This is a genomic window from Dehalobacter sp. DCM, assembly GCF_024972775.1.
GTDB lineage: Bacteria > Bacillota > Desulfitobacteriia > Desulfitobacteriales > Syntrophobotulaceae > Dehalobacter.
Window position 1 is genome coordinate 1578471 of the sequence record NZ_CP092282.1, and the last position, 21530, is coordinate 1600000.

Consider the following 21530-nt stretch of genomic DNA (forward strand, 5'->3'; position numbering starts at 1 on the left):
ATGAGCAAGAAAATTCTGGTCGTGGAAGATGAAGAGGCGATAAGCCGGCTGATCAGTTATAATCTGAAGAAGGAAGGATATGACGTAACCGTTTCAGCGGATGGCATCAATGGCCTCGCTAAAATCAGGTCGGAAAAACCGGACCTGCTTATTCTGGATATTATGCTTCCGGGGATAGATGGTTATGAAATTTGTCAAACTGTCCGAAGAGAGAACAGCGCACTTCCGGTGATCATGCTATCCGCGCGGGCGGATGAGGTCGACCGGGTTCTCGGCCTGGAGCTGGGCGGAGACGACTACTTGACGAAACCCTTCAGTCCCAGAGAATTGATTGCCCGGGTCCGTGCCTTGCTGCGTCGGACACAGAACCTGCGGGATACACTGGACCATGATATCTTTACGATCGGCGGGCTGTCTGTGGATTTTTCCGCTCGTGAAATCAAGGTGGATAATCAGACCGTACCGCTCACACCGAAAGAATTTGAACTGCTTGAGTTTCTGATCCGCAATAAAGGAAAAGTTGTCAGCAGGGATCAACTTCTGGACCGGGTTTGGAATTACGATTTTGCCGGAGATACTCGAATCGTCGATGTCCACGTCAGCCGGCTTCGGGAAAAAATTGAACCCGATCCCAAAAATCCAACGTACATTCAGACCGTTCGCGGTGTCGGCTACCGCTTTAAGGAGCGTCATTAATGTTGAAAAGTCTGAAAATGAAATTTTCATTAGGCTTTATCACACTGGTGGTATTGTCCGTGCTGGCCTCGGGCATATACCTGATCACGGTGCTGGATAAGTATTTTATGGATAACTTGCAGGATAAACTGCTGGCTGAAGCCAAGCTGATCCGGGAAATGGTTGAGGGCGAATTCGGCACGGCTTCAATGGCTGCGGGCTTGGGGAGCATGGCCAATGACCTGGGAAAGGTGACAAACACCCGGGTCACACTGATCGATGCTGACGGTGTTGTTCTTGGTGATTCACAGGAGGATCCTGCGCTGATGGAAAATCACCGCAACCGGCCGGAAGTACAGCAGGCCATCCGTGAAGGTGTCGGCATTGCTGAGCGCGAAAGTGCGACCCTGAATACGTCCATGATGTATCTGGCGTTACCGGTGGAGAAGGATGGGGAAATTGAAGGGTTTGTCCGCTTGGCGCTGCCAATAACCGAAATAACCACCGCGCTGTCCCGATTATGGACCATGCTGATTACAGGTTTATTAATCGCCACAGTCATTGCCGGCTTATTAGGGTACACACTGTCGCAGCGGCTGACAAAGCCCATTCAGGAAATGACCGCAGCAGCCCAACGGATTGCAGGCGGTGATTTCAGTCTGCGTACCTATACGACCCAAAAGGATGAGATCGGCATACTTGGCCAGGCCTTAAACCAAATGGCAGAGCAATTAAAAGAAACCATTGATGAGGTTTCTGCCGGAAAAAGCAAACTGGAAACCGTGCTTGCCAATATGGTCAGCGGCGTGATTTTCCTTAAGGAAGATGAAAAAATCGATCTGATTAATCCGGCCGCCATGAAAATTTTACAGGTTGACTCCGCCAATGTCAGCAACCGCCATCAAGTAGAAATCATCGGGAATTATCAATTAAGCTCTCTGATTGAAAAAGCATTGCAAACGCATACGGCGGTGAAAGAAGAATTATTGATCCTGTCCCCCCAGGAAAAAAATATTGAAATTAACATCACACCGATCTTTGGCAAGCATGGCAGTGATATCGGCGCCGTCGTGGTTCTGCACGATATTACCGATTTTCGCAAACTGGAACGGATGCGCAGTGATTTCGTCGCCAATGTCTCCCACGAATTAAAGACCCCGGTCACGTCCCTGAAAGGATATGCGGAAACATTGCTTGACGGCGCACTGGATGATCCGGATACGGCCCGGGAATTTGTGGGGATCATTCTTACCGAATCGGAACGGCTCCGGCTGCTGATTGATGATCTGCTGGAATTATCACGGATCGAATCCGCTGCGGATCCCATTCAGTGGCAGCAGATTGATGTCAGCGCGCTGCTTTGTTCGGTTGCAAAAAAATTCCGTCCTCAGCTGGAAGCCCGGCAAAGCACGCTGGAAATAGTCTCTCCTGATAATCTGCCCGCCGCCTGGGGAGATTACACGATGGTCGATCAGGTGGTAACAAATTTAGTTGATAATGCAATTAAATATTCTCCCGCAGGAGGAAAAATCAGGCTTGCCGTATCCGAACAAGCCGAAGGAATCCTGTTTGAGGTGATCGATTCCGGTCCGGGTATCCCAGAGCATGACGTTCCCCGAATTTTTGAACGGTTCTATCGTGTGGATAAAGGCCGAAACCGCAAGCAGGGGGGAACCGGTCTGGGACTGGCAATTGTCAAGCATATTCTGGAGACCCACGGAACACGGATAAACGTAGAAAGTACCCTCGGCCGCGGTTCGCGTTTCTACTTCACGCTGCCGAAACGATAATGCAATCAGCGCGCGTACCGGCTTTTAAACCGGTAACCCACACCGCGCATTGTCTCTATTGCGATAGTGGCCGGTTCTAATTCGATTTTCTGTCTCAGGTGGCGGATGTGGACGTCCACCGTCCGGGTGTCGCCGTGATACTGATACCCCCAGATACTATCAAGAATCCGTTCTCTTGTAATACATTTCCCTTCATTTTGGGCGAGTAAATAAAGGAGCTGAAATTCTTTGGTTGTCAGATCCAGCATTTTTTCGCCCAGCTTTGCTTCGTATTTCTCCGGATAGATGGTTAATCCGCCGCGGATAAGCTTATTTTCCTGGGCGCTTTCCTGCTCGATCCAGGTCGTTCTTCGCAAATGGGCTTTTACCCTGGCTACGAGCTCCTTGACGCTGAAGGGTTTAGTCACATAGTCATCGGCACCGACCTCCAGGCCGACGATGCGATCGATTTCTTCGCTGCGTGCGGTAATCATGATAATGGGCAGCAAACGGGTATCCTCATTCTGACGTAATAGACGGCATATTTCCAGCCCGTCCATTTCGGGAAGCATGCGGTCCAAAATTACGGCATCGGGCTTTTCCGCAAGAATACGCTCATATGCTGTATTCCCGTTGACTTCATAGTCGGCGCTATAACCGGATTTGATTAAATTGTATTTAACCAGCTCCGCAATATTGACTTCATCTTCCACTATGAGTATTCTAGCCATTCGTTCTCCTTCCTTGCTGATACACGGCCCGGATTATAGTAATAAGGAAGCTCGTGTCGCTAATTCGCTTCGTTCTCCTTTGGTTAAGTAAACCTGCCCATAAAAAGGCTGTCCTTTAAGTCGGGAGGCAACATAAGCCAGTCCGTTGCTTTGTTTATCAAGATAGGGGTGGTCAATTTGATCCGGATCACCGCAAAGTACTATTTTTGTGTCTTCTCCCGCCCGGGTGATAATCGTCTTAATTTCATGTGCGGAAAGATTCTGGGCTTCATCGATAATGAAAAACTGATTGGGAATGCTTCGGCCTCGTATATATGTCAATACCTCGATTTCCAGGAGATTTTTCTTCTTTAACAATTCAATAGCACTGTCAATATAGGATTCGATATTTTTTTCCTGCATCTTGTCCTTAGGCGTCATAAGAAATTCCAAATTGTCATAAAACGGCTGCATATACGGACGGACTTTTTGTTCTTTTTCGCCTGGCAGAAAACCGATATCTTTGCCAAAGGGAATAATCGGTCGTGCGCAGATTATTCGGGTGTAGCGCTCCTGATGGACAGTTTGTTCCAAGGCTGCAGCCAGTGTAAGCAGTGTTTTGCCCGTTCCTGCCGGTCCCATTAATGACACCAGCTTGACTTGCGGGTTGTTCAGCAAAGCTAAAGCCCATGTCTGTTCAGTGTTTTTTGGTGTGATACCCCAGGATATTTGGTCATGAGGATTGGCTAGGATAGCACTTTCGCCGTCTGCAGAGGCCAGTAGTGGGATTTCACTTTCATCTGTAAGTACGGCATGCAGGCAGCTGTTTGGCAGAACGGGTGTGGGGAGTAAAATCATTTTCTTTTGATAAAGCTTGCTTAATTCGAGATCCTCGATAGTGATTCTCGAAAGGTCGCTGTTTTCAGGCTTAAGAGATACCTTATCATTATAATAATCTTGGGTCCGAAGGTTTAACGCATCTGCCTTGACACGCATGGCGATATCTTTGGTTACAAGTATAACGGGTTTCTTTGTTTCTTTGCTTAGGTTCAAGGTAACAGCAAGAATCCGGTTATCGGGTAAGCTCGGGTCGGAGAGAAGTGGCAGTGACTCACCGGAACAATGATTGATCTCGATTTTGAGTTTTCCCCCTTCGGGCAAGCTAACGCCTTTGGCGAGCTTTCCTTTTTCCCTGAGGTTGTCCAATATGCGTATCGTTTGGCGGGCTAGCCTTCCGACGTCATCGAGCTGCCTTTTCTTATTTTCCAGTTCTTCCAGCACGGCGTAAGGAATGATCAGGTCGTTTTCCTCAAAGTTATAGATCGCTTCGGGGTCATGAAGCAGAACACTCGTATCCAGTATATATGTTTTTTTCAAATAACTCCCTCCTTATAAGTATTCTACATTCCGATTGTTAAGGAAACATTGCGTGATTGTAAATACTTTTTATACAAATATTCGTTTCATCGTGCTTCAGTTAAATGAAATAGAATCGTTGAAACCGAGTATAATAACACAATAAACCGAATTATTGCAGCGGCAGAAAGATTAGTAAAGCATTCTTGAATTTTCTTTACACCTCAAATCAGGTCTGCGTGCCACAGTTCCGGCGATAAGCGGAGCACGGATTGCGTAGCGCAACGGTCCATGGATGGACCTAAGTTAAAATTCGCCAAGGAGGGCAAAAGAATTTTAACTTCAGAAATGTAAATTCATGGATGGCGCAAGAGCCGAAAGCGGAATGTGGCATGCAGACCCAGCCCAGATTATTACATCCTTCTGTCATGATATTTAGAGAACGTTGTATTAGGCTATGGATATTTACAAAATCGTTACAATTCCGCAAAGTGAATGCAATACGTAAATGGTATTGTTTTCATAGGAGTTTAACGGAGGAGAACTAATTCATGCAGAAAAGTATGCACCTGAAAAAAAGTGAGATTGTAATCGAAAAAGCACTTCTTCTGAGTGCTGTCGCCGCCGTTTTTATTATTGCCTTAATCGCGGTGTTCGTGATTATTTCGGGATGGCCTGTTCTGCAAAAAACAGGCTTTTTTGATTTTGTGCTGGGAATGAAATGGGATCCGACCCATGGTGTTTACGGGATATTGCCGATGGTGGTCGGGTCTATCCTGGTGACCGTCGGGGCGTTAGTGTTAGGGGTCCCTTTCGGGGTAGCCGGAGCTATCTTTATGGCCGAAATCGCTCCGCCGAAAGCCGCAAAAATCATCCGGCCCGCCATTGAACTGCTTGCCGGTATTCCGTCGGTGGTTTACGGTTTTTATGGGATGGCGGTGGTTGTTCCTCTGATCCGCAATCATTTCGGCGGGGCGGGCTTCAGCATCCTGGCCGGATCCCTGATCCTGGCGATCATGATCCTGCCGACGATCCTGAATCTGTCCGAGACGGCGCTGCGGGCTGTACCCAAGGAATACAAAGACGGCTCGTATGCCTTAGGGGCAAATTATTGGCAGACCATTAAGTGGATCTCCCTGCCGGTAGCCCGCTCCGGTATTATTACCGGCGTTGTATTGGGCATGTCCAGGGCTATCGGCGAAACCATGGCGGTAATTATGGTCACAGGCAATGTAACGCGCCTTCCGGGAAGCCTGTTTGACCCGATCCGAACGCTTACCGGCAATATCGTCATCGAGATGGGCTATGCTTCCGGTGAACATCAACAGGCATTGTTTGCCACCGGGATCATTCTGTTTCTCTTCATTATGATTTTAAATCTGGTCGTGCAGTTCAGTGCGAAAGGAAGGTGGCAGCAATGAAGGGAGCAGCCCGATTAGAAGAACGCATAGCGAGGATAGTGCTCTGGTTGCTCGCAGGGTGTACGCTTTTGGTGCTGTTAAGTATCATCGCGCATATTTTGATCAACGGGATCAGCGGTTTAAGCTGGGATTTTATTTCCCAGAACCCGAGAAGGATGGGGAAGGAAGGCGGAATTCTTTCCGTCATTATTGGTACGGTTTATCTGACGGCTGCGGGTGTTGTTTTGGCCACGCCCATCGGCGTCGGGGCAGCCATCTTTCTGACGGAATATGTCAAGAAAGGCCGGTTGGTTCAGATCATCCGGTTTGCGACAGAATCATTGGCTGCCGTACCCTCGATCATCTTTGGTTTATTTGGCTTTGTCCTGTTTGTTATTACTCTCAAAATGGGATGGTCAATTCTTTCCGGCGCGCTGACCCTTGCTTTTATGATCCTGCCTACGATTATCCGAGCTGCGGAAGAGGGCATTAAAACGGTGCCGGATTCGTACCGGGAAGGCAGCCTCGCCCTGGGTGCAACCAAATGGCATACCATTCTCAAGGTGGTCCTGCCTTCGGCATTGCCCGGGATTGCGACGGGAGTGATTCTGGGGATCGGGAGAGCCATCGGAGAAACGGCGGCAGTGATTTTGACTGCCGGAAGTTCGCTGGGTTTGCCTACGTCGATATTCGAGCCCACCCGGACGCTGTCCGTTCATCTCTATATCTTAGCTTCGGAAGGGATATCCTCCCAAAATGCCTATGCCAGCGCCACGGTGTTGATTATTGTTATCGTCATCATTAATTTCTTGGCAAACAGACTCATGGCCAGGCTGGCAGGAAGCAAAAGTATCAGTCATTGAGAAGGAAACATAAGTATAGTCAAAGAAGGAAACATAAGTATAGTCAAAGAAGGAAGCAATAGGGATACGTTATAAGGAGCAATGGGATTAGTTTATGAGAAGGAAGAAGTAGGATTAGTCAACAAAGGAATTATTAGATTAGTCAATGTAAAAGAATTGTAGGATTAGTCAATGAGAAGAGAATAAGCGGATTAGTCTATGAGTGAGAGGGGGCAGCAGCTATGCTGATAAATAAATCAGAAACTAAAGATGAGCATCGCAATAAAATGGAGACTAAGGATCTCGACTTATACTACGGAAATTTCCACGCGCTCCACGCCATTAGTCTCCCGATTCTGGCGAATCAGGTGACCGCACTGATCGGACCTTCGGGGTGTGGAAAATCGAGTTTCCTAAAAACCCTGAATCGGATGAATGATTTGGTTGAGGGTGCGGTGGTCAAAGGAAATGTCTATCTCGATGCTAAAGATATTAATTCATCGGAGATTGATCCCGTTACCTTGCGCAAACGGATCGGTATGGTTTTTCAAAAACCGAATCCATTTCCCATGTCAATCTATGACAATGTTGCTTATGGGCCCCGGGCGCATGGGTTGAAGGATAAACAGAAACTGAATGAGATCGTTGAAAGAAGTTTAAGGGAAGCCGCACTATGGGATGAAGTCAAAGACCGCTTGAACCGATCCGGTCTGCAGTTATCCGGAGGACAGCAGCAGCGGCTGGTCATCGCCAGGGTACTGGCTGTTCAGCCGGAGGTCTTGCTGATGGATGAACCGGCTTCTGCCTTGGACCCCATCTCAACGGCTAAACTCGAGGACCTGATTCTGGACCTCAAAGAGCAATACACGATTATTATCGTTACCCATAATATGCAGCAGGCCGCCAGAATATCGGACTATACGGCATTTTTCTTGACTGGGGATATGATCGAATACGGGGTTACCAAAGAGCTGTTTACCCAACCCCGGGATAAGAGAACAGAAGATTATGTTACCGGCAGATTCGGATAAGGAGGATAAATAGTATGACACGAAATTCGTTTGCATCGTCTTTGGAGGAACTGAGCCATGATGTCTTAATGATGGGGAACCTGGTGGAGAGCGTTATTTCCTCCGCAGTTAAATCTTTGGAAGAACGAGACTTGCAATTGGCCGAAAAAGTCATCGCCGATGACGACACGGTGGACCATTTTCAGTTGGATATTGAAGACAAATGTTTAACGATGCTGGCACTGCAGCAGCCCATGGCCGGCGATCTGAGAACCATAGGCACGGCACTGAAAATAGTGACGGATCTGGAACGGATTGCCGATCACGCCGTCGATATTGCTGAAATAACCCTGAAGTTGAGCGATGAACCTTTGGTTAAGCCCCTTGTGGATATTCCAAAAATGGCCAAACTGGCGCGGGAAATGCTGAGAGACAGTATTACCGCGTATACGAACAAGGATCTGGACCTGGCCCAAAGTCTTATTATTAAAGAGAAGGAAGTCGACAGGCTTTACGCGTTGGTGTATGAAGATCTCTTGCACCTCATGCAAAAGGATCAAAAAAATATCGCCCAAGGCATCAATCTGCTGCTTGTTGCGCTGTCGCTGGAAAGAGTAGCGGACCATGTAACCAACCTGGGTGAATGGACGATCTATCTGGCAACAGGAAAAAGAAGAGATCTCAACGATGATCAGTTTTAATACTAAATGAATCGTATTGAAAGGATGCATGAAGTAATGAAAAAGTTATTGATACTTATTCTTGCCGGGATTCTGGCCCTGTCTGTCAGTGGCTGCGGCAACAGCGGCACCGCCCAACAACAGGCGACGATTACCGTTGCGGGATCGACGTCGGTGCAGCCGATATCCGAAGCACTGGCCGAAGCATTTATGGAAAAAAATAAAGATATCAAGGTCAATGTCCAGGGCGGCGGCTCCGGAGCGGGAATCAAATCCGCTCAGGAAGGCACAGCTGATATCGGGTCATCCTCCCGGGAACTGAAGAGCGATGAAGCCGGGCTGACGGAAACGGTGATTTGTAAAGACGGTATTTTAGTGGCCGTCAATCCCCAAAACACCGTTTCTGATCTGACCTTGGAGCAAATTAAAAAGATCTATAGCGGCGATATCACCAATTGGAAAGAAGTCGGCGGAGCTGACCAGGCCATCAATATAGTTACCCGAGAAGCGGGATCCGGCACACGGGGCGCCTTTGAAGAACTGGTCATGGGAAAAGACACGGCCATCAGTGATAAAGCCGTGGTCCAGAATACCACCGGTGCGGTTCGTGCCGCTGTGGCCGGCGATGCCAACGCCATCGGCTATATATCCATGGCCAGCATTGACGACACAGTGAAAGTGATCACGGTAGAAGGCGTGGCGGGGAATGCAGAAAACGTGATTAACGGAACCTACAAAATCCAGCGTCCGTTTCTGTATTTGACAAAAGGAGAACCTGCCGGTGCAGTGAAAACCTTTATCGACTTTGTTTTATCGGAAGAAGGTCAAAGCATTATTGAGCAGGAAGGGTTGGTTCTGGTAAAATAAGGTTGAAGTGGAAAAGTAAGAAATCACATATGTCAAGATAATTCATGAATAATTAACTGGTATTACAAAAAAGTTTTGCCGCTGCACATGGTTTCTAAAACCCATATGTCAGCGGCTGATTTTTTCCCAAAATCGTATGTTTTAGTTCATAAGGTATACTGACCACGATGTATTTATGGTAACATAAATATATTGTATTGTAGTGTAAATGAAAAACAAACGGTTAGTTGTTCATTCCATTATCATATGAAAAGTCAATCTGATCCATGGTTTTGTCTGATTTCCTGTTTTTTCAATGTAGTCACAGGGAGGAAAGGGATGGAAAATTTTTTGGTAGAACATAAATGGTTGTTTTATGCTGTATTGTTTGTGATTGGACTGGTTATTGGACGGCTGGTCAAAAAGATAATTCAAATGACCATCGATGAAGAGAACGTACGGCTTAAGGCACCGCTAGTCGTTGAAATCTTCAATGCCCTTCTTTATTGTTTTGCAGTTTGGAAGTTTGGCGTATCGTTATATGCGCTGTGTACGATGCTCACAATATCGCTTCTTTTGATGGTTGCGTTTATTGACTTTAAAACAATGCTTATCCCCAATTGGAGTGTTTATGCGATTATGGTCCTTGGTATTGCGGCCATATTCCTGAACCACGATATTTCCTGGTGGGAGAAGATCATTGGCTTCTTCGCGGGCGGAGTTATTTTACTGCTCATATACATCCTTTCCGGCGGCGGGATCGGCGTCGGTGATATTAAACTCATGGCAGCCGCAGGATTTTTTATGGGATGGAAGCTGACGCTGTGGTCGCTCCTGGTGGGCTCCATTATCGGCGGGATCATTGGGGTGATCATTTTATTAACCGGCAAAGGAAAACTAAAAACAGCCATACCGTTCGGGCCGTTCTTAGTCATAGGGATATTGAGCAGCATCCTTTTTGGTGACATGATGATTGAGTGGTATTGGCATTTCATTATCCGATAAATATCGCTAAAAGGTATACTAAAGTATAATTATGTATGGTCTCTTGGTTTCATTTACTAAAAAAAGGATTGATTTTTGTCAAACTGTCGGATATTATTGGAATTAATTGAGAAAGTTTGTAATTGAAAATTTCCGAGATAACCTGGATAATTGAGTTGAGGATGAAAACATTTCCCTGGTAGAAAAAAATAAGAGACTAATTTTAGTGTGATGCGATGATATACAGTATGCAATGGTTACTCTGTACTGTATGGAGCGAGTAGTGAAACCGGCACACGGCATCTGATGCTGTGTGCTTTTATTTTTGGATGACGAAGCGGCGATGATTATGCAGGAGGGGAATATATCGCATGCTGGAAGTAAAAAAAGTAGTGAATGCGAAGTATCGCGCGATTACCGGTTACCGATACATATCCTGGTTTTTGACTTCGATGATCTACCTGATGGATTCGTCTGCAATTACGCTAAAATACTGCATTGCCGTTGTGGTTTCTCTTTTGGTTATTACCATCAGTATCAACAGTCTGTATCTCAAAAGTGAATCCAGAGTGGCAGTCGCGAGGGTAAATATTGCCGAAAGTCTGGTCATCGCCATCCTGATGATTTCCACCGGGGGATTGGACAGTCCATTTATCTGGTATGCCATTAATCCGATTTTCATTACATGTGCTTTTTTCAAAACGGTCTACTGTTTCGTTAATCTTGTCTTTTACCTCATCGTTGCGTCTGTGACCAGCTTGCTTTTGTTCAATCCGCAAGGTCTGGCACTTCCGGACCTGATCACAGAAAAGTGTTACATTATCCTGGTATTCGTCCTGATTGTTGCCGCTATCCGCATCTTGTTTACCATGATTCAGCATCTGGATGATCAGGCTAAGGCTTTCCATAAACAAAAAGAGGAACTTCTCGGTATGAACCTCAAACTGGAACAGGCCAATGCCAGCGCCAAGAATTCCATGGAACATATCATGTCCTTGTACCGGATTATTGAAGTTTTTGCAGCAAGGGAGAACGCCCGGGATATTCTCAAACATTTGGTGAAACTGGCCAATGATATTCTGCAAACAAAGTATGCCTTCATCTGGGTAGCTCCTTTCGGAGAAGACCCTGACAGTATGGTGACCGGCAGCGTCTTTGAACCAAATGAAGACTGTCTGAAAGAACATATTACTTCATGGTTTACAACCAATGAAGCGGATGCGCTTAACCCGGCCCGCCAGGTTATTGGTTTCCAGGGGGTTCACTACTTGCTGGTTTCGCTGAAATCCGTTTCCAGATTTTATGGTTATTTTGGCATTAAGTTGGTTGATAAGAATGAACCGGATCTGTATCAGGAACTCATCAAATTTTTGGCTGATATTATTACCATGGTTCTGGAAAGGAATCACTTCGAGAAAATATCGTCCCAGTTAATGATTCTGGAGGAACAAAACCGTATCGGCAATGAACTCCACGACAACGTCTCACAGCTGCTTTTCAGCATTGTCTATGGGATACATGCGCTGAACAGCAACTGGCCGAAAATGAACCGGGAAAATATCGAACAGCAGCTCAATGTGCTGGAACAAACGGCCAAGAATGTCAGTACGGAATTGCGCACTTCAATCTACGGATTGAGTACCCGTAAACGAGGGGAACGGGTTTTTGAAGAAAGTATTCAAAAGTATCTTTGTGATTTTTCCAGTCTGAATGACATCAAGGTCCTCTTTGATTTCCAGGGTGATGAGGAATTGTTGTCCTATCCTTTAAAGCAAGCCATGTTCCGGATTATCCGGGAAGGCTGCGGTAATGCCATCTGGCACGGGTGGTGCAGCGAACTGAAGCTGCACATTCAGGTCCGGATTGACATGTGTGAACTAATGATTCAGGATAACGGACATGGCTTTGATGTTGAGAAATTCCTCAAGGATAAAACCAGTAAGGGCTTGGGGCTGCATAACATGCAGATCCTGGCTCAGACCTTCAATGGGACGTTTGATCTGCGCAGTGAAATTACGATAGGAACAACTCTCATCATCCGGTTCCCGTTAAATATTGGATCTCTTCATTTTTTTAAGGAAGAGAGGGGAGTAGTAGCATGAAAATAATCATTGTCGATGATCATCCGCTCGTTCGTCAGGGATTAAATGCGGTAATCTCAACTGAAAACGATATGGTAGTCGCCGGAGAGGCTTCAAATGCCGAGGAAGCAATCGAGCTCATCCGTTCCCTCCAGCCGGATATGGCGTTGATTGATTTAAGGCTTGCGGATTCTTCCGGTTTGGATGTGATAAAAAAATGCAAAGAAATGGTGCCGCAATGTAAGTATGTTGTCTTGACGTCATCCGTCAATAAAGAGGACTTTCGTAATGCGGATCAAATTGGGGTAGATGGCTATATTCTAAAAGAGGCTTTCCCGGAAGAACTCATTTCCGCCATGCGGCTGATCCATCGGGGAAGAAAATATTATGATCCGTTAGCCATTGAGTTTATGATGAAAAACCAGTCCAACGACACGATCAACCAATTGACGTCACGGGAACTGGATGTTCTGCTTACCCTGAGCGAGGGTTTAAGTAATAAAGAGATTGCGAAAAAGTTAATTATTACAGAATTCACCGTCAAGAAACATATCAGTCAAATCCTGGCTAAACTGGAGCTTGCCGATAGGACACAGGCGGCGTTATATGCCAGAGACCACGGGTTGTGCAACAGCCGATAAGGAAAGGAGCGATTGGACTTGGCTTATAAAACACAAAAACGACATTCATTTGTCAGAACGTTCGTATTTATTACCTGTATTTTCACCCTCGGTTTGTCAGGAGTAAGTTATGCCTATTGGACCAATGGATTGGAGATTACCACGAAGGTTGGAACCGGTAGTCTGGATGTGTCTTTTTGCGACCCGGCCTCCGACAATAAAGAGGCGGAAGAAAACGGCGGTTTGCAGGTTACGTTCGATCAGGATAAAACGACTATGACCATTGCGGGAAATGTTGATCCTGGTTTTCTGGGCACGGTGGAATATGAATTCGCTAATAACGGAAGTATTCCTGTGAAATTAGCTCAGGCTTCGGAAACGTCGGATATCATCCAAAACCAACTGTCCTTTGTGGAAGGAAATCAGGTGGTATCCTTGGGCGACGGAGGATATCTGCTCAAACAAAACGGTTCGGGAACCGGTACAATTCAGATCGAGATCGCCGAAAGCACCGGAAGTGAAGAAGAATCGTCCACGACGTACCAGTTTGAAATGAAGATTCCGTATGATCAATGGACTTCAAATTAGCGTTATCACGATGATGGGGGCTTGTAAAGATGAAGGGGAAAATAGCGATAGTTGCACTATGTTTAATTGCCGGATGTCTGTTAACATCTGGTGGATATGGCTACTGGCAAAAGGATTTAACCATCAAGGGAATCATTACCGTTACTGAGCCGGAGAAGAAGGTGGAGAACGATGAGCTGCTGAAATCGAAAGCCGGCAACGTACCTGAAGGTATTGGAACAGGCGATCCCGGAGCAGGCGATCCCGGTGCAGGCGATCCCGGTACAGGCGATCCCGGTTCAGGCGATCCCGGAGCAGGCGGTCCCGGTGCAGGCGATCCCGGTGCAGGCGATCCCGGAGCAGGTGATCCCGGTGCAGGCGATCCCGGTGCGGGCGATCCCGGAGCAGGTGATCTCTTAACAGGTGATTTGGGATCAGGAGCCCTTGAAACCAAGTGATGAAAGAAATAAAGATTAATGAGATATTATTTCAGCGCCGACTAATTCTATTAGTAGGCCTCGTTTTTTTTATTTACCTTACAGATCAAACGCTGTTTAAGGCAGTAACAGGACAATCGGTGTATCATTATGTTTTCAGGCCCCTGCTATGGATCCTTGCAGGAGGTCTGATATTGCTGCTCCCTGCGGTGCGACCTGCTGGTAAGCGAAGAATCTGGGGTTCTTTGCGTATGTGGGCGTTTAACTTTGGCATCATTATGATTGCGGTACACGTAATGGCCGGGTTATTGGACGGTTTTGGCAAGAGTCCCTATGATTTATCACCAAAAGGGATACTGCTGAACCTGATTGTTGTCGGTTCTGCTTTATTCGGCAAAGAATTGGTCAGACACTATGTCATTAATAGTCTGACGAAAAAGGTAAATTATAAGGTCTTTTTTCTTGTGGCATTATTGATGACGGTTATTGTCTTTCCGATTACCAAGTATGCAGAGTTAAAGAACGTAGAGGATCTGGTACGGTTTATTGCCCAGTTTTTTGTACCGGAGCTTACGAAGAACTTACTGGCAACCTATCTTGTTTTTTATGGAGGGCCGGTACCATCAATCATATTTATGGGAATGGTGGATGTGTTCCAGTGGTTTTCTCCGATACTGCCCAATCTCAAATGGATCACTGCTGCCTTAGTGGGCATCCTTACACCTGTTTTCATGCTTTGTGCCATGGAAGGCATTTTGCGGAGGGAAAACAGGGTACGCAAACGTAAATATATGAGCGAAGAAGGCCTCTTGGGCTGGATTATTACCACGTTGATTTCCATCGGTATCATTTGGTTTACAGTTGGGGTTTTCCCGGTTTATCCCTCGGTGATCGCTACGGGCAGCATGATCCCAATGATTGACCCCGGCGATGTGATTATCGTTGATAAATCGGTTGACAGGATGAAAATGCCTGTTGGAACGGTAATTCAATTTCAAAGAGGAACAATATTAATCTCGCACCGTATTATTGAAGAAATCATTGCAAAGGACGGAACCAAGAGTTACCGGACAAAAGGTGACAATAACAATGCAGCTGACAGTCAGCTGGTAAAACCGGAGGATATTAAGGGAGAGGTTATTCGGGTGGTGCCCAAAATTGGTTGGCCTACCTTACTTATGAAGAGCGATAAAGAGATAAGCTTTACCAGCCCGGAATTTTAGTTGATTCTTCGGCTGCTACTTATACCCTCCATGGTGTCCGTGGCATTAGGTCATCCGTGACCGTCAGAGCCGTGCTCCGCAATCCTGCTCCGCTTGAAGCCGGTATTGTACAAGCGACCTTACTATGGCGTAATTTAGGTCTGCGTGCCACAGTTCCGGCGCCAAGAATTTTAAGTTAACGATCAAAAAAAAAGCCTCCGCTGTGCGTATCATACGCCTTCGGAGGTTGTCAATATGAGGAAATAGAAAACATTTCCCGGCGATTCGGGCGGAACAGAGATTAGTTGACTTGCGTGAAGTTTAATGCTAAATCAAATTTGGTAGTGTCATCTTCAAACTGGCTGCCGGTGATGCTGGAAGGCATTAAAACCTGATATCCGGGAGCTTCATTTTGATTGGGCATTAAGATGTTGTGTGTTGTCAGCATGATCTCTTCCCCAGGTTGGATTTCAATATTCTTCAGCGCATTAGTCAGACCTGCAGCGAGATCGGAAACATTGTTGGCATCAATGGCATCGATTGCTTGATATGTGATCGGACCATATAATGGTTTTCTTACAACTTGGTCAAACTTGTAGTTCAAAGCATTTGCCAGATCGGTATTTTCGGTAATCGTGCCGGTAACGTTGGCGATTTTCGCAGGAACTGTACCGGTATTTCTAACAACAAATTTCAGATAAGCACCGGCTCCCGGGTAAAAATTCCCGACAGTAAAACTCAGTGTCTGTTTGTCTGTGGAGATATCACTGTTAACGGTTACCAAATCACCGGGGATATGTGCGATATAGCCGTCATCCCAATCACCGTCGCTGTCACTGATAAACTGAACATCCAAATAGCCTGTTGATACGGTGTTGGCAATGGTGATGGTCTGGGTCCAATAAGCGTAACCGGCTCCCATGAGCATGACGGCGACAGCCAGAGCCGCTACTAAAATTTTATGTTTTTTCATTTTTTACACTCCTCTTTTATTTTTTGTGTACTCGATAAATCTTCTAAGCGCGCTTTTAGAAAATCCCTATCTGAGTTGCAGTTCTAAGTATAGTCTTTTCACTTGGATTTTTAGCCACTCATTGGGATAATTGTTTTTTGTGATTTTGGATAACAAAATATAGGTTTTTAGGAGTATGTCTTCTTCCACTAAAGTACCATGAACAATAAATAATAAACGGCTATACTGAGATGTACGGAATTACCCTGCAAATACAAGTGGGAGTGTGCCAGATGCGAAAAAAAACGATCAATCGAAATATAAGACTGGCTTTGATTGCAGTAATAATATGTTCATTATTAGCCACCGCGGTTATCCTGTATCAGAAAATAACCAGACCGGATATGGAAGAGCAGAAAACGACGTATTATAGCTATACAAATAAACTGGATGTAGGGTATGAAGTTTCGCTGAAACCCAATCATCTTTTTGATCAGGTAATCCAAGGTGAAGATAAGGTATATATATCTAATCTGGTCGATGCCATTACGGCTTCTTTTTCCTATCAGTTTATAGGGGATTCCCAAGCTGAGATTAAAGGAAATTATGATATCGTGGCGGTGATGGAAGGGTATACGCTTCAGAATCAACAACGTATTTCTATTTGGAAGAAACAATTTACGCTGGTTCCCCAAACCAGCTTTGAAACCAAGGATAAGAAGATTTCAATCGACCGGAATGTTGTACTAAATTTTCAGGATTATAGAGATTTCGCCGGTACGATTAAAGAAGAAACAAAAATTGACTCCGACGTCACATTGACTGCTTATATGACTGTCCGGACACAAAGTCTGGTCGAAAAAGGATCTGTCAATGAATCCATATCGTCATCCATTGCACTGCCTGTAAAAGGAAGCTATTTTGAAATATCGAAAAAAAGTGAGGATAAACCCGGAGCGATTCAGGAAGTAACGCAGGTGCCGGTAAAAAATAGCACCATAATCAGCATAACGGTTATCCTTATGGTTGTTTTTTTAAGCGCCTTGCTTGGCTTGATTTTTTATACAACCAACAGGAACGAGGATCGTTTGTTGAAAAAATTGAAAGGGATTTTAAAAAAGTACGGGAACAGAATGGCAGCATTAAATATGGAAATCATTCCTCAGGGGGAGAGCTTTGAAGTCCGATCCTTTGAAGACCTGGTGACATTCAGTGATGAAATAGGCAGACCCATCGTTTATAAACATTGCGATGATATGCGCCGGATTTCTGCGTTTTATGTCTTAGACGGAAAATGGACCTATTGCTTTTTTTTGAAAAACTAGCATAAAAGTCAATAGATATTGGTACCAAAGTAGTATGTCAACGCGTCAATCACCTGATATAATCGTGCATAGATACATAATGCGATCAGGCGTGCAGAAACCTGATAATATCGAAATGATAAAGGAAGATGCAAGTTGCTAAAAAAAGCTGGGATTCTAAGGTATGTCCGTTATTTCTTTGCAGTGACAATCATTGCTGTCGCAATGATATCGCTGATAGCCTCACAGGCCCAGATAGCTTATGGAATCCAGACCAACGGCGTCGATTACGGATTAACCATATCGCCTGAAGGGCAGCTCTTTAACACGACCGGACTGGCCCCCGGGCGCAGCGACACGACGACAATGACTGTAACCAATGAAGGTCAGGAGACATTTACTTATGATATTCGGGTAATTACAAACGACCCGAATAGCATCCTATATCAAGCCTTGGACTTTAAGATAATGAAAGGGAACAGTGAGCTGTATAATGGAAAACTCAAGGACCTAAAAATTGTCTTGGGGACATTAGTGCCGGGAACCGCGGATACGTATGATTTGACATTAGGCCTGCCAATAGAGTGCAGTAATGAATTTGAATCTCAAGATCTCAGCTTTGAATTTGTTATCAACGCATCAGGAGGCAGCAGTGGCGGAAATAATGACAACGGCAGCACGATTCAAACTATCAATGTGATGACACCGGAGGAAGAAGCGGTTTTGGTGCCTGATGTACCGAATGAGACGGAACAAATAAATATTCCCGGAGATGAAAGCGTACAAAGTCCTAATATGCCGGCAACGGGCGTAGCAAGTGTTATTCCGTATTACGCAGCAGGTTCTGCTGTTCTATTGGCGGGAGTTCTTCTGATAAGAAAGAAGAAATAGAAAAATCAACAAAATGGAAAACGCGAATATTGAGGGTTTAAATAACAAATAGCTGGGGTAGACTCAGCTATTTGTGCGAGTGAAGGGTTAACCATGTGGAAAAAAGTATTGGCAGTATTATTGATTATCGCTGGGTTAAGTGTTATCGGTTTTCCGGCTGCCCATGATTATTATCTGAAATATCAGCAGAAAAAAATGATCAATCATTGGCATGACAATTTGCTGCAGGTGAGTGACGGAACCGATCAAGAACATGAACAGGAAAATCCCAGTAACTCGGACGCTGTTAATCAACCCGATCTGACCAAGGAAATGGAAGCTCTGCTGATTATCAAAAAAATCGACTTGGAAATTCCCGTATTAACCGGAGTAACCGATCGAAACCTTGACTTGGCAGCAGCCAGCATCCTTGGAACCGGAAAACCTGGTGAAATAGGAAACTACTGTATAGCAGCCCACCGCAGCCGAACGTATGGTGTCCTGTTTAACCGGCTGGATGAGCTAAAAAAAGGAGATCAGATCATTGTTACAACCAATGAAGAGACCTATACATATAATGTAACGGAAAGCATGATTGTTCAGCCTGATCACGTGGAAGTACTGCAAAACGATGGAACGAAACGGCAAATTACGTTAATAACCTGTGATTACAGTTCGAAGCCCTATCTGCGTTTAATTGTGAAAGGTGAATTAAGACTACTTCATTCAACGCAATGATAGGGCAGGAGTAAACATATTTGTGTCAAATCCCGTAATGTTCTGAAATTGAAATATGCACCATTGTATTATGTATAAAAAAATCGCATTTTGCTGTTGACACAGAAAAAGGTGCGTGATATTATAATAAAGCGTCTCGGGGCGGTGACACAAAAGAAAGCCGCCAGCGCTTGAAGAAAGCGGCGAGCGAGCGGAAGAAAAAATTGGCAGTTGACTTTAATGAGACAATTTGTTAAGATAAGATTCCGTCGCGAAAGACGCCAGGTCATTGAAAACTGAACAACAAGAAAAGAACAAAATGCTAGACTCGTCAAATGATAATTGAGTAAACAAACGAGCTGAATCAAGCTCCGTAATAGTTTTTATGGAGAGTTTGATCCTGGCTCAGGACGAACGCTGGCGGCGTGCCTAACACATGCAAGTCGAACGGTCCGATACCTAACACCGAGTGCTTACGTGTAAACAGCAAGCATCTAAAGCGAGTGCGCGAACGAAGAGAGCGCACCACGCTATTAAAAAGTGACTGACACATAATGCAGAAGAAAACTTTTTAGTAGGTGGGAGCGAACGAAGAGAGCGCACCACGCAAATAAAGCTTGCTAACACATGCAATGAGCATTGGGTGTTAGGTAGAGGATAGTGGCGAACGGGTGAGTAACGCGTGGGTAACCTGCCCTTAAGACCGGGACAACAGCTGGAAACGGCTGCTAATACCGGATGATTTTCCTTGAAGGCATCTTCGAGGAAGTAAAGCTGGCCTCTGAATATGCTAGCGCTTAGGGATGGACCCGCGTCTGATTAGCTAGTTGGTGGGGTAATGGCCTACCAAGGCGACGATCAGTAGCCGGCCTGAGAGGGTAAACGGCCACACTGGGACTGAGACACGGCCCAGACTCCTACGGGAGGCAGCAGTGGGGAATCTTCCGCAATGGACGAAAGTCTGACGGAGCAACGCCGCGTGTATGAAGAAGGCCTTCGGGTTGTAAAATACTGTTGTTAGGGAAGAACTTTAGAGGTGTGAATAATGCCTTTAATTGACGGTACCTAACGAGGAAGCCCCGGCTAACTACGTGCCAGCAGCCGCGGTAATACGTAGGGGGCAAGCGTTGTCCGGAATCATTGGGCGTAAAGGGCGCGTAGGCGGCTATATAAGTCTGATGTGAAAGTGCGGAGCTTAACTCCGTAAAGCATTGGAAACTGTATGGCTTGAGGACAGGAGAGGAAAGTGGAATTCCACGTGTAGCGGTGAAATGCGTAGAGATGTGGAGGAACACCAGTGGCGAAGGCGACTTTCTGGACTGTAACTGACGCTGAGGCGCGAAAGCGTGGGGAGCGAACAGGATTAGATACCCTGGTAGTCCACGCCGTAAACGATGAGTGCTAGGTGTAGAGGGTATCGACCCCTTCTGTGCCGCAGTTAACACAATAAGCACTCCGCCTGGGGAGTACGGCCGCAAGGTTGAAACTCAAAGGAATTGACGGGGGCCCGCACAAGCGGTGGAGCATGTGGTTTAATTCGACGCAACGCGAAGAACCTTACCAAGGCTTGACATCCATAGAATCCTTAAGAGATTAGGGAGTGCCCTTCGGGGAACTATGAGACAGGTGGTGCATGGTTGTCGTCAGCTCGTGTCGTGAGATGTTGGGTTAAGTCCCGCAACGAGCGCAACCCCTATATTTAGTTGCTAACAGGTAAAGCTGAGAACTCTAGATAGACTGCCGGTGACAAACCGGAGGAAGGTGGGGATGACGTCAAATCATCATGCCCCTTATGTCTTGGGCTACACACGTGCTACAATGGACGGTACAGACGGAAGCGAAGCCGCGAGGTGAAGCAAATCCGAGAAAGCCGTTCTCAGTTCGGATTGCAGGCTGCAACTCGCCTGCATGAAGTCGGAATCGCTAGTAATCGCAGGTCAGCACACTGCGGTGAATACGTTCCCGGGCCTTGTACACACCGCCCGTCACACCACGAAAGTTTGCAACACCCGAAGCCGGTGGGGTAACCGTAAGGAGCCAGCCGTCGAAGGTGGGGTAGATGATTGGGGTGAAGTCGTAACAAGGTAGCCGTATCGGAAGGTGCGGCTGGATCACCTCCTTTCTAGGGAGCAATAATCCGGATGAGGATTATTGGATTTGAGTACTTCAAATTCATCTCATCATGGATCTACTCCAAGGTCGGTACTTTGAGCAAAGCAGGGTAACCTGGACTGGCTTAAGGTAAACGAGTTTAGTATCCTTTCTCTTGTTGTTTGGTTTTGAGTGACCCATGGGGGTATAGCTCAGCTGGGAGAGCGCTTGAATGGCATTCAAGAGGTCGCCGGTTCGATCCCGACTACCTCCACCATTAAGTTTTTTTTTACAGAGCTTGCTTGGGAAACTCGAATTTTCATGACTTTGGATTTATCTGAGGTCAGTCAAATCGGAGGTTCAATTTCTAAAGCCATCCATGGCGAAATTGAACTTAGCGCACGAGAAATCGGAGGT

19 protein-coding genes, 1 tRNA gene, 1 rRNA gene and 1 riboswitch are annotated in these 21530 nt (G+C 45.9%); of the genes, 18 read left to right on the forward strand and 3 right to left on the reverse strand.

Annotated features, from left to right (window positions below):
• Positions 1-696 (forward strand): response regulator transcription factor, encoded by a 696-nt coding sequence (locus LPY66_RS07445; RefSeq protein ID WP_337987449.1) that lies wholly within the window; start codon positions 1-3, stop codon positions 694-696.
• Positions 696-2465, forward strand: coding sequence for a two-component system histidine kinase PnpS (gene pnpS / locus LPY66_RS07450; RefSeq protein WP_337987450.1), 1770 nt, complete (start codon positions 696-698; stop codon positions 2463-2465). The genes LPY66_RS07445 and pnpS overlap by 1 nt, the downstream gene beginning before the upstream one ends.
• Before the next feature lie 5 nt (positions 2466-2470).
• On the opposite strand, the gene LPY66_RS07455 is transcribed toward pnpS, so the two are convergent.
• On the reverse strand, positions 2471-3175 hold the full coding sequence (locus LPY66_RS07455; protein ID WP_337987451.1) for a response regulator transcription factor: 705 nt from the start codon (positions 3173-3175) through the stop codon (positions 2471-2473).
• Positions 3176-3208: 33 nt separating this feature from the next.
• Positions 3209-4531, reverse strand: coding sequence for a PhoH family protein (locus LPY66_RS07460; RefSeq protein WP_337987452.1), 1323 nt, complete (start codon positions 4529-4531; stop codon positions 3209-3211).
• A 530-nt stretch (positions 4532-5061) separates the two neighbouring features.
• Between LPY66_RS07460 and pstC the strand changes: the two genes are divergently transcribed.
• The 11 genes from pstC (at position 5062) to LPY66_RS07515 (ending at position 15200) form a co-directional block, all read left to right on the forward strand.
• Positions 5062-5931 carry a phosphate ABC transporter permease subunit PstC gene (gene pstC / locus LPY66_RS07465; protein WP_337987453.1) on the forward strand — a complete coding sequence of 290 codons (870 nt, stop codon included), beginning with the start codon at positions 5062-5064 and terminating at the stop codon, positions 5929-5931.
• Positions 5928-6773: a phosphate ABC transporter permease PstA gene (gene pstA / locus LPY66_RS07470; protein ID WP_337987454.1), complete on the forward strand. Its 846-nt coding sequence runs from the start codon at positions 5928-5930 to the stop codon at positions 6771-6773. Before pstC ends, pstA begins: the two co-directional genes overlap by 4 nt.
• A gap of 221 nt (positions 6774-6994) precedes the next feature.
• Positions 6995-7783, forward strand: coding sequence for a phosphate ABC transporter ATP-binding protein PstB (gene pstB, locus LPY66_RS07475; RefSeq protein ID WP_337987455.1), 789 nt, complete (start codon positions 6995-6997; stop codon positions 7781-7783).
• A 14-nt stretch (positions 7784-7797) separates the two neighbouring features.
• Positions 7798-8463 carry a phosphate signaling complex protein PhoU gene (gene phoU / locus LPY66_RS07480; protein ID WP_337987456.1) on the forward strand — a complete coding sequence of 222 codons (666 nt, stop codon included), beginning with the start codon at positions 7798-7800 and terminating at the stop codon, positions 8461-8463.
• 36 nt (positions 8464-8499) lie between these two features.
• The gene (locus LPY66_RS07485) at positions 8500-9309 is read left to right on the forward strand and encodes a phosphate ABC transporter substrate-binding protein (RefSeq protein ID WP_337987457.1); all 810 of its coding nucleotides are present in this window, start codon (positions 8500-8502) and stop codon (positions 9307-9309) included.
• Between the two features lie 318 nt (positions 9310-9627).
• Entirely contained in the window at positions 9628-10293 is a 666-nt protein-coding gene (locus LPY66_RS07490) for a prepilin peptidase (RefSeq protein ID WP_337987458.1), read from the forward strand.
• Positions 10294-10492: 199 nt separating this feature from the next.
• A riboswitch (cyclic di-GMP riboswitch) is annotated at positions 10493-10576 on the forward strand.
• A gap of 67 nt (positions 10577-10643) precedes the next feature.
• Complete coding sequence (locus LPY66_RS07495; protein ID WP_337987459.1) at positions 10644-12374, forward strand: sensor histidine kinase; 1731 nt, start codon at positions 10644-10646, stop codon at positions 12372-12374.
• Complete coding sequence (locus LPY66_RS07500; RefSeq protein WP_337987460.1) at positions 12371-12994, forward strand: response regulator; 624 nt, start codon at positions 12371-12373, stop codon at positions 12992-12994. The genes LPY66_RS07495 and LPY66_RS07500 overlap by 4 nt, the downstream gene beginning before the upstream one ends.
• A gap of 18 nt (positions 12995-13012) precedes the next feature.
• Positions 13013-13561 (forward strand): hypothetical protein, encoded by a 549-nt coding sequence (locus tag LPY66_RS07505; RefSeq protein WP_337987461.1) that lies wholly within the window; start codon positions 13013-13015, stop codon positions 13559-13561.
• Between the two features lie 29 nt (positions 13562-13590).
• Positions 13591-13998: a hypothetical protein gene (locus tag LPY66_RS07510; RefSeq protein WP_337987462.1), complete on the forward strand. Its 408-nt coding sequence runs from the start codon at positions 13591-13593 to the stop codon at positions 13996-13998.
• Positions 13999-14171: 173 nt separating this feature from the next.
• On the forward strand, positions 14172-15200 hold the full coding sequence (locus tag LPY66_RS07515; RefSeq protein WP_337987463.1) for a signal peptidase I: 1029 nt from the start codon (positions 14172-14174) through the stop codon (positions 15198-15200).
• Positions 15201-15480: 280 nt separating this feature from the next.
• Here the strand turns inward: LPY66_RS07515 and LPY66_RS07520 are convergent, their stop codons facing one another.
• Positions 15481-16152 (reverse strand): hypothetical protein, encoded by a 672-nt coding sequence (locus LPY66_RS07520; RefSeq protein ID WP_337987464.1) that lies wholly within the window; start codon positions 16150-16152, stop codon positions 15481-15483.
• 272 nt (positions 16153-16424) lie between these two features.
• On the opposite strand from LPY66_RS07520, the gene LPY66_RS07525 reads away from it, so the two are divergent.
• The 5 genes from LPY66_RS07525 to LPY66_RS07545 all read left to right on the forward strand — a co-directional run bounded on the left by LPY66_RS07525 (position 16425) and on the right by LPY66_RS07545 (position 21390).
• On the forward strand, positions 16425-17456 hold the full coding sequence (locus LPY66_RS07525; RefSeq protein ID WP_337987465.1) for a DUF5305 family protein: 1032 nt from the start codon (positions 16425-16427) through the stop codon (positions 17454-17456).
• A 135-nt stretch (positions 17457-17591) separates the two neighbouring features.
• Positions 17592-18326: an LPXTG cell wall anchor domain-containing protein gene (locus LPY66_RS07530; protein WP_337987466.1), complete on the forward strand. Its 735-nt coding sequence runs from the start codon at positions 17592-17594 to the stop codon at positions 18324-18326.
• A gap of 93 nt (positions 18327-18419) precedes the next feature.
• The gene (locus LPY66_RS07535) at positions 18420-19043 is read left to right on the forward strand and encodes a class D sortase (RefSeq protein WP_337987467.1); all 624 of its coding nucleotides are present in this window, start codon (positions 18420-18422) and stop codon (positions 19041-19043) included.
• 361 nt (positions 19044-19404) lie between these two features.
• Positions 19405-21144 (forward strand): 16S ribosomal RNA (locus LPY66_RS07540).
• 170 nt (positions 21145-21314) lie between these two features.
• Positions 21315-21390, forward strand: a tRNA-Ala gene (locus LPY66_RS07545).
• The last annotated feature ends 140 nt before the right edge of the window (positions 21391-21530 follow it).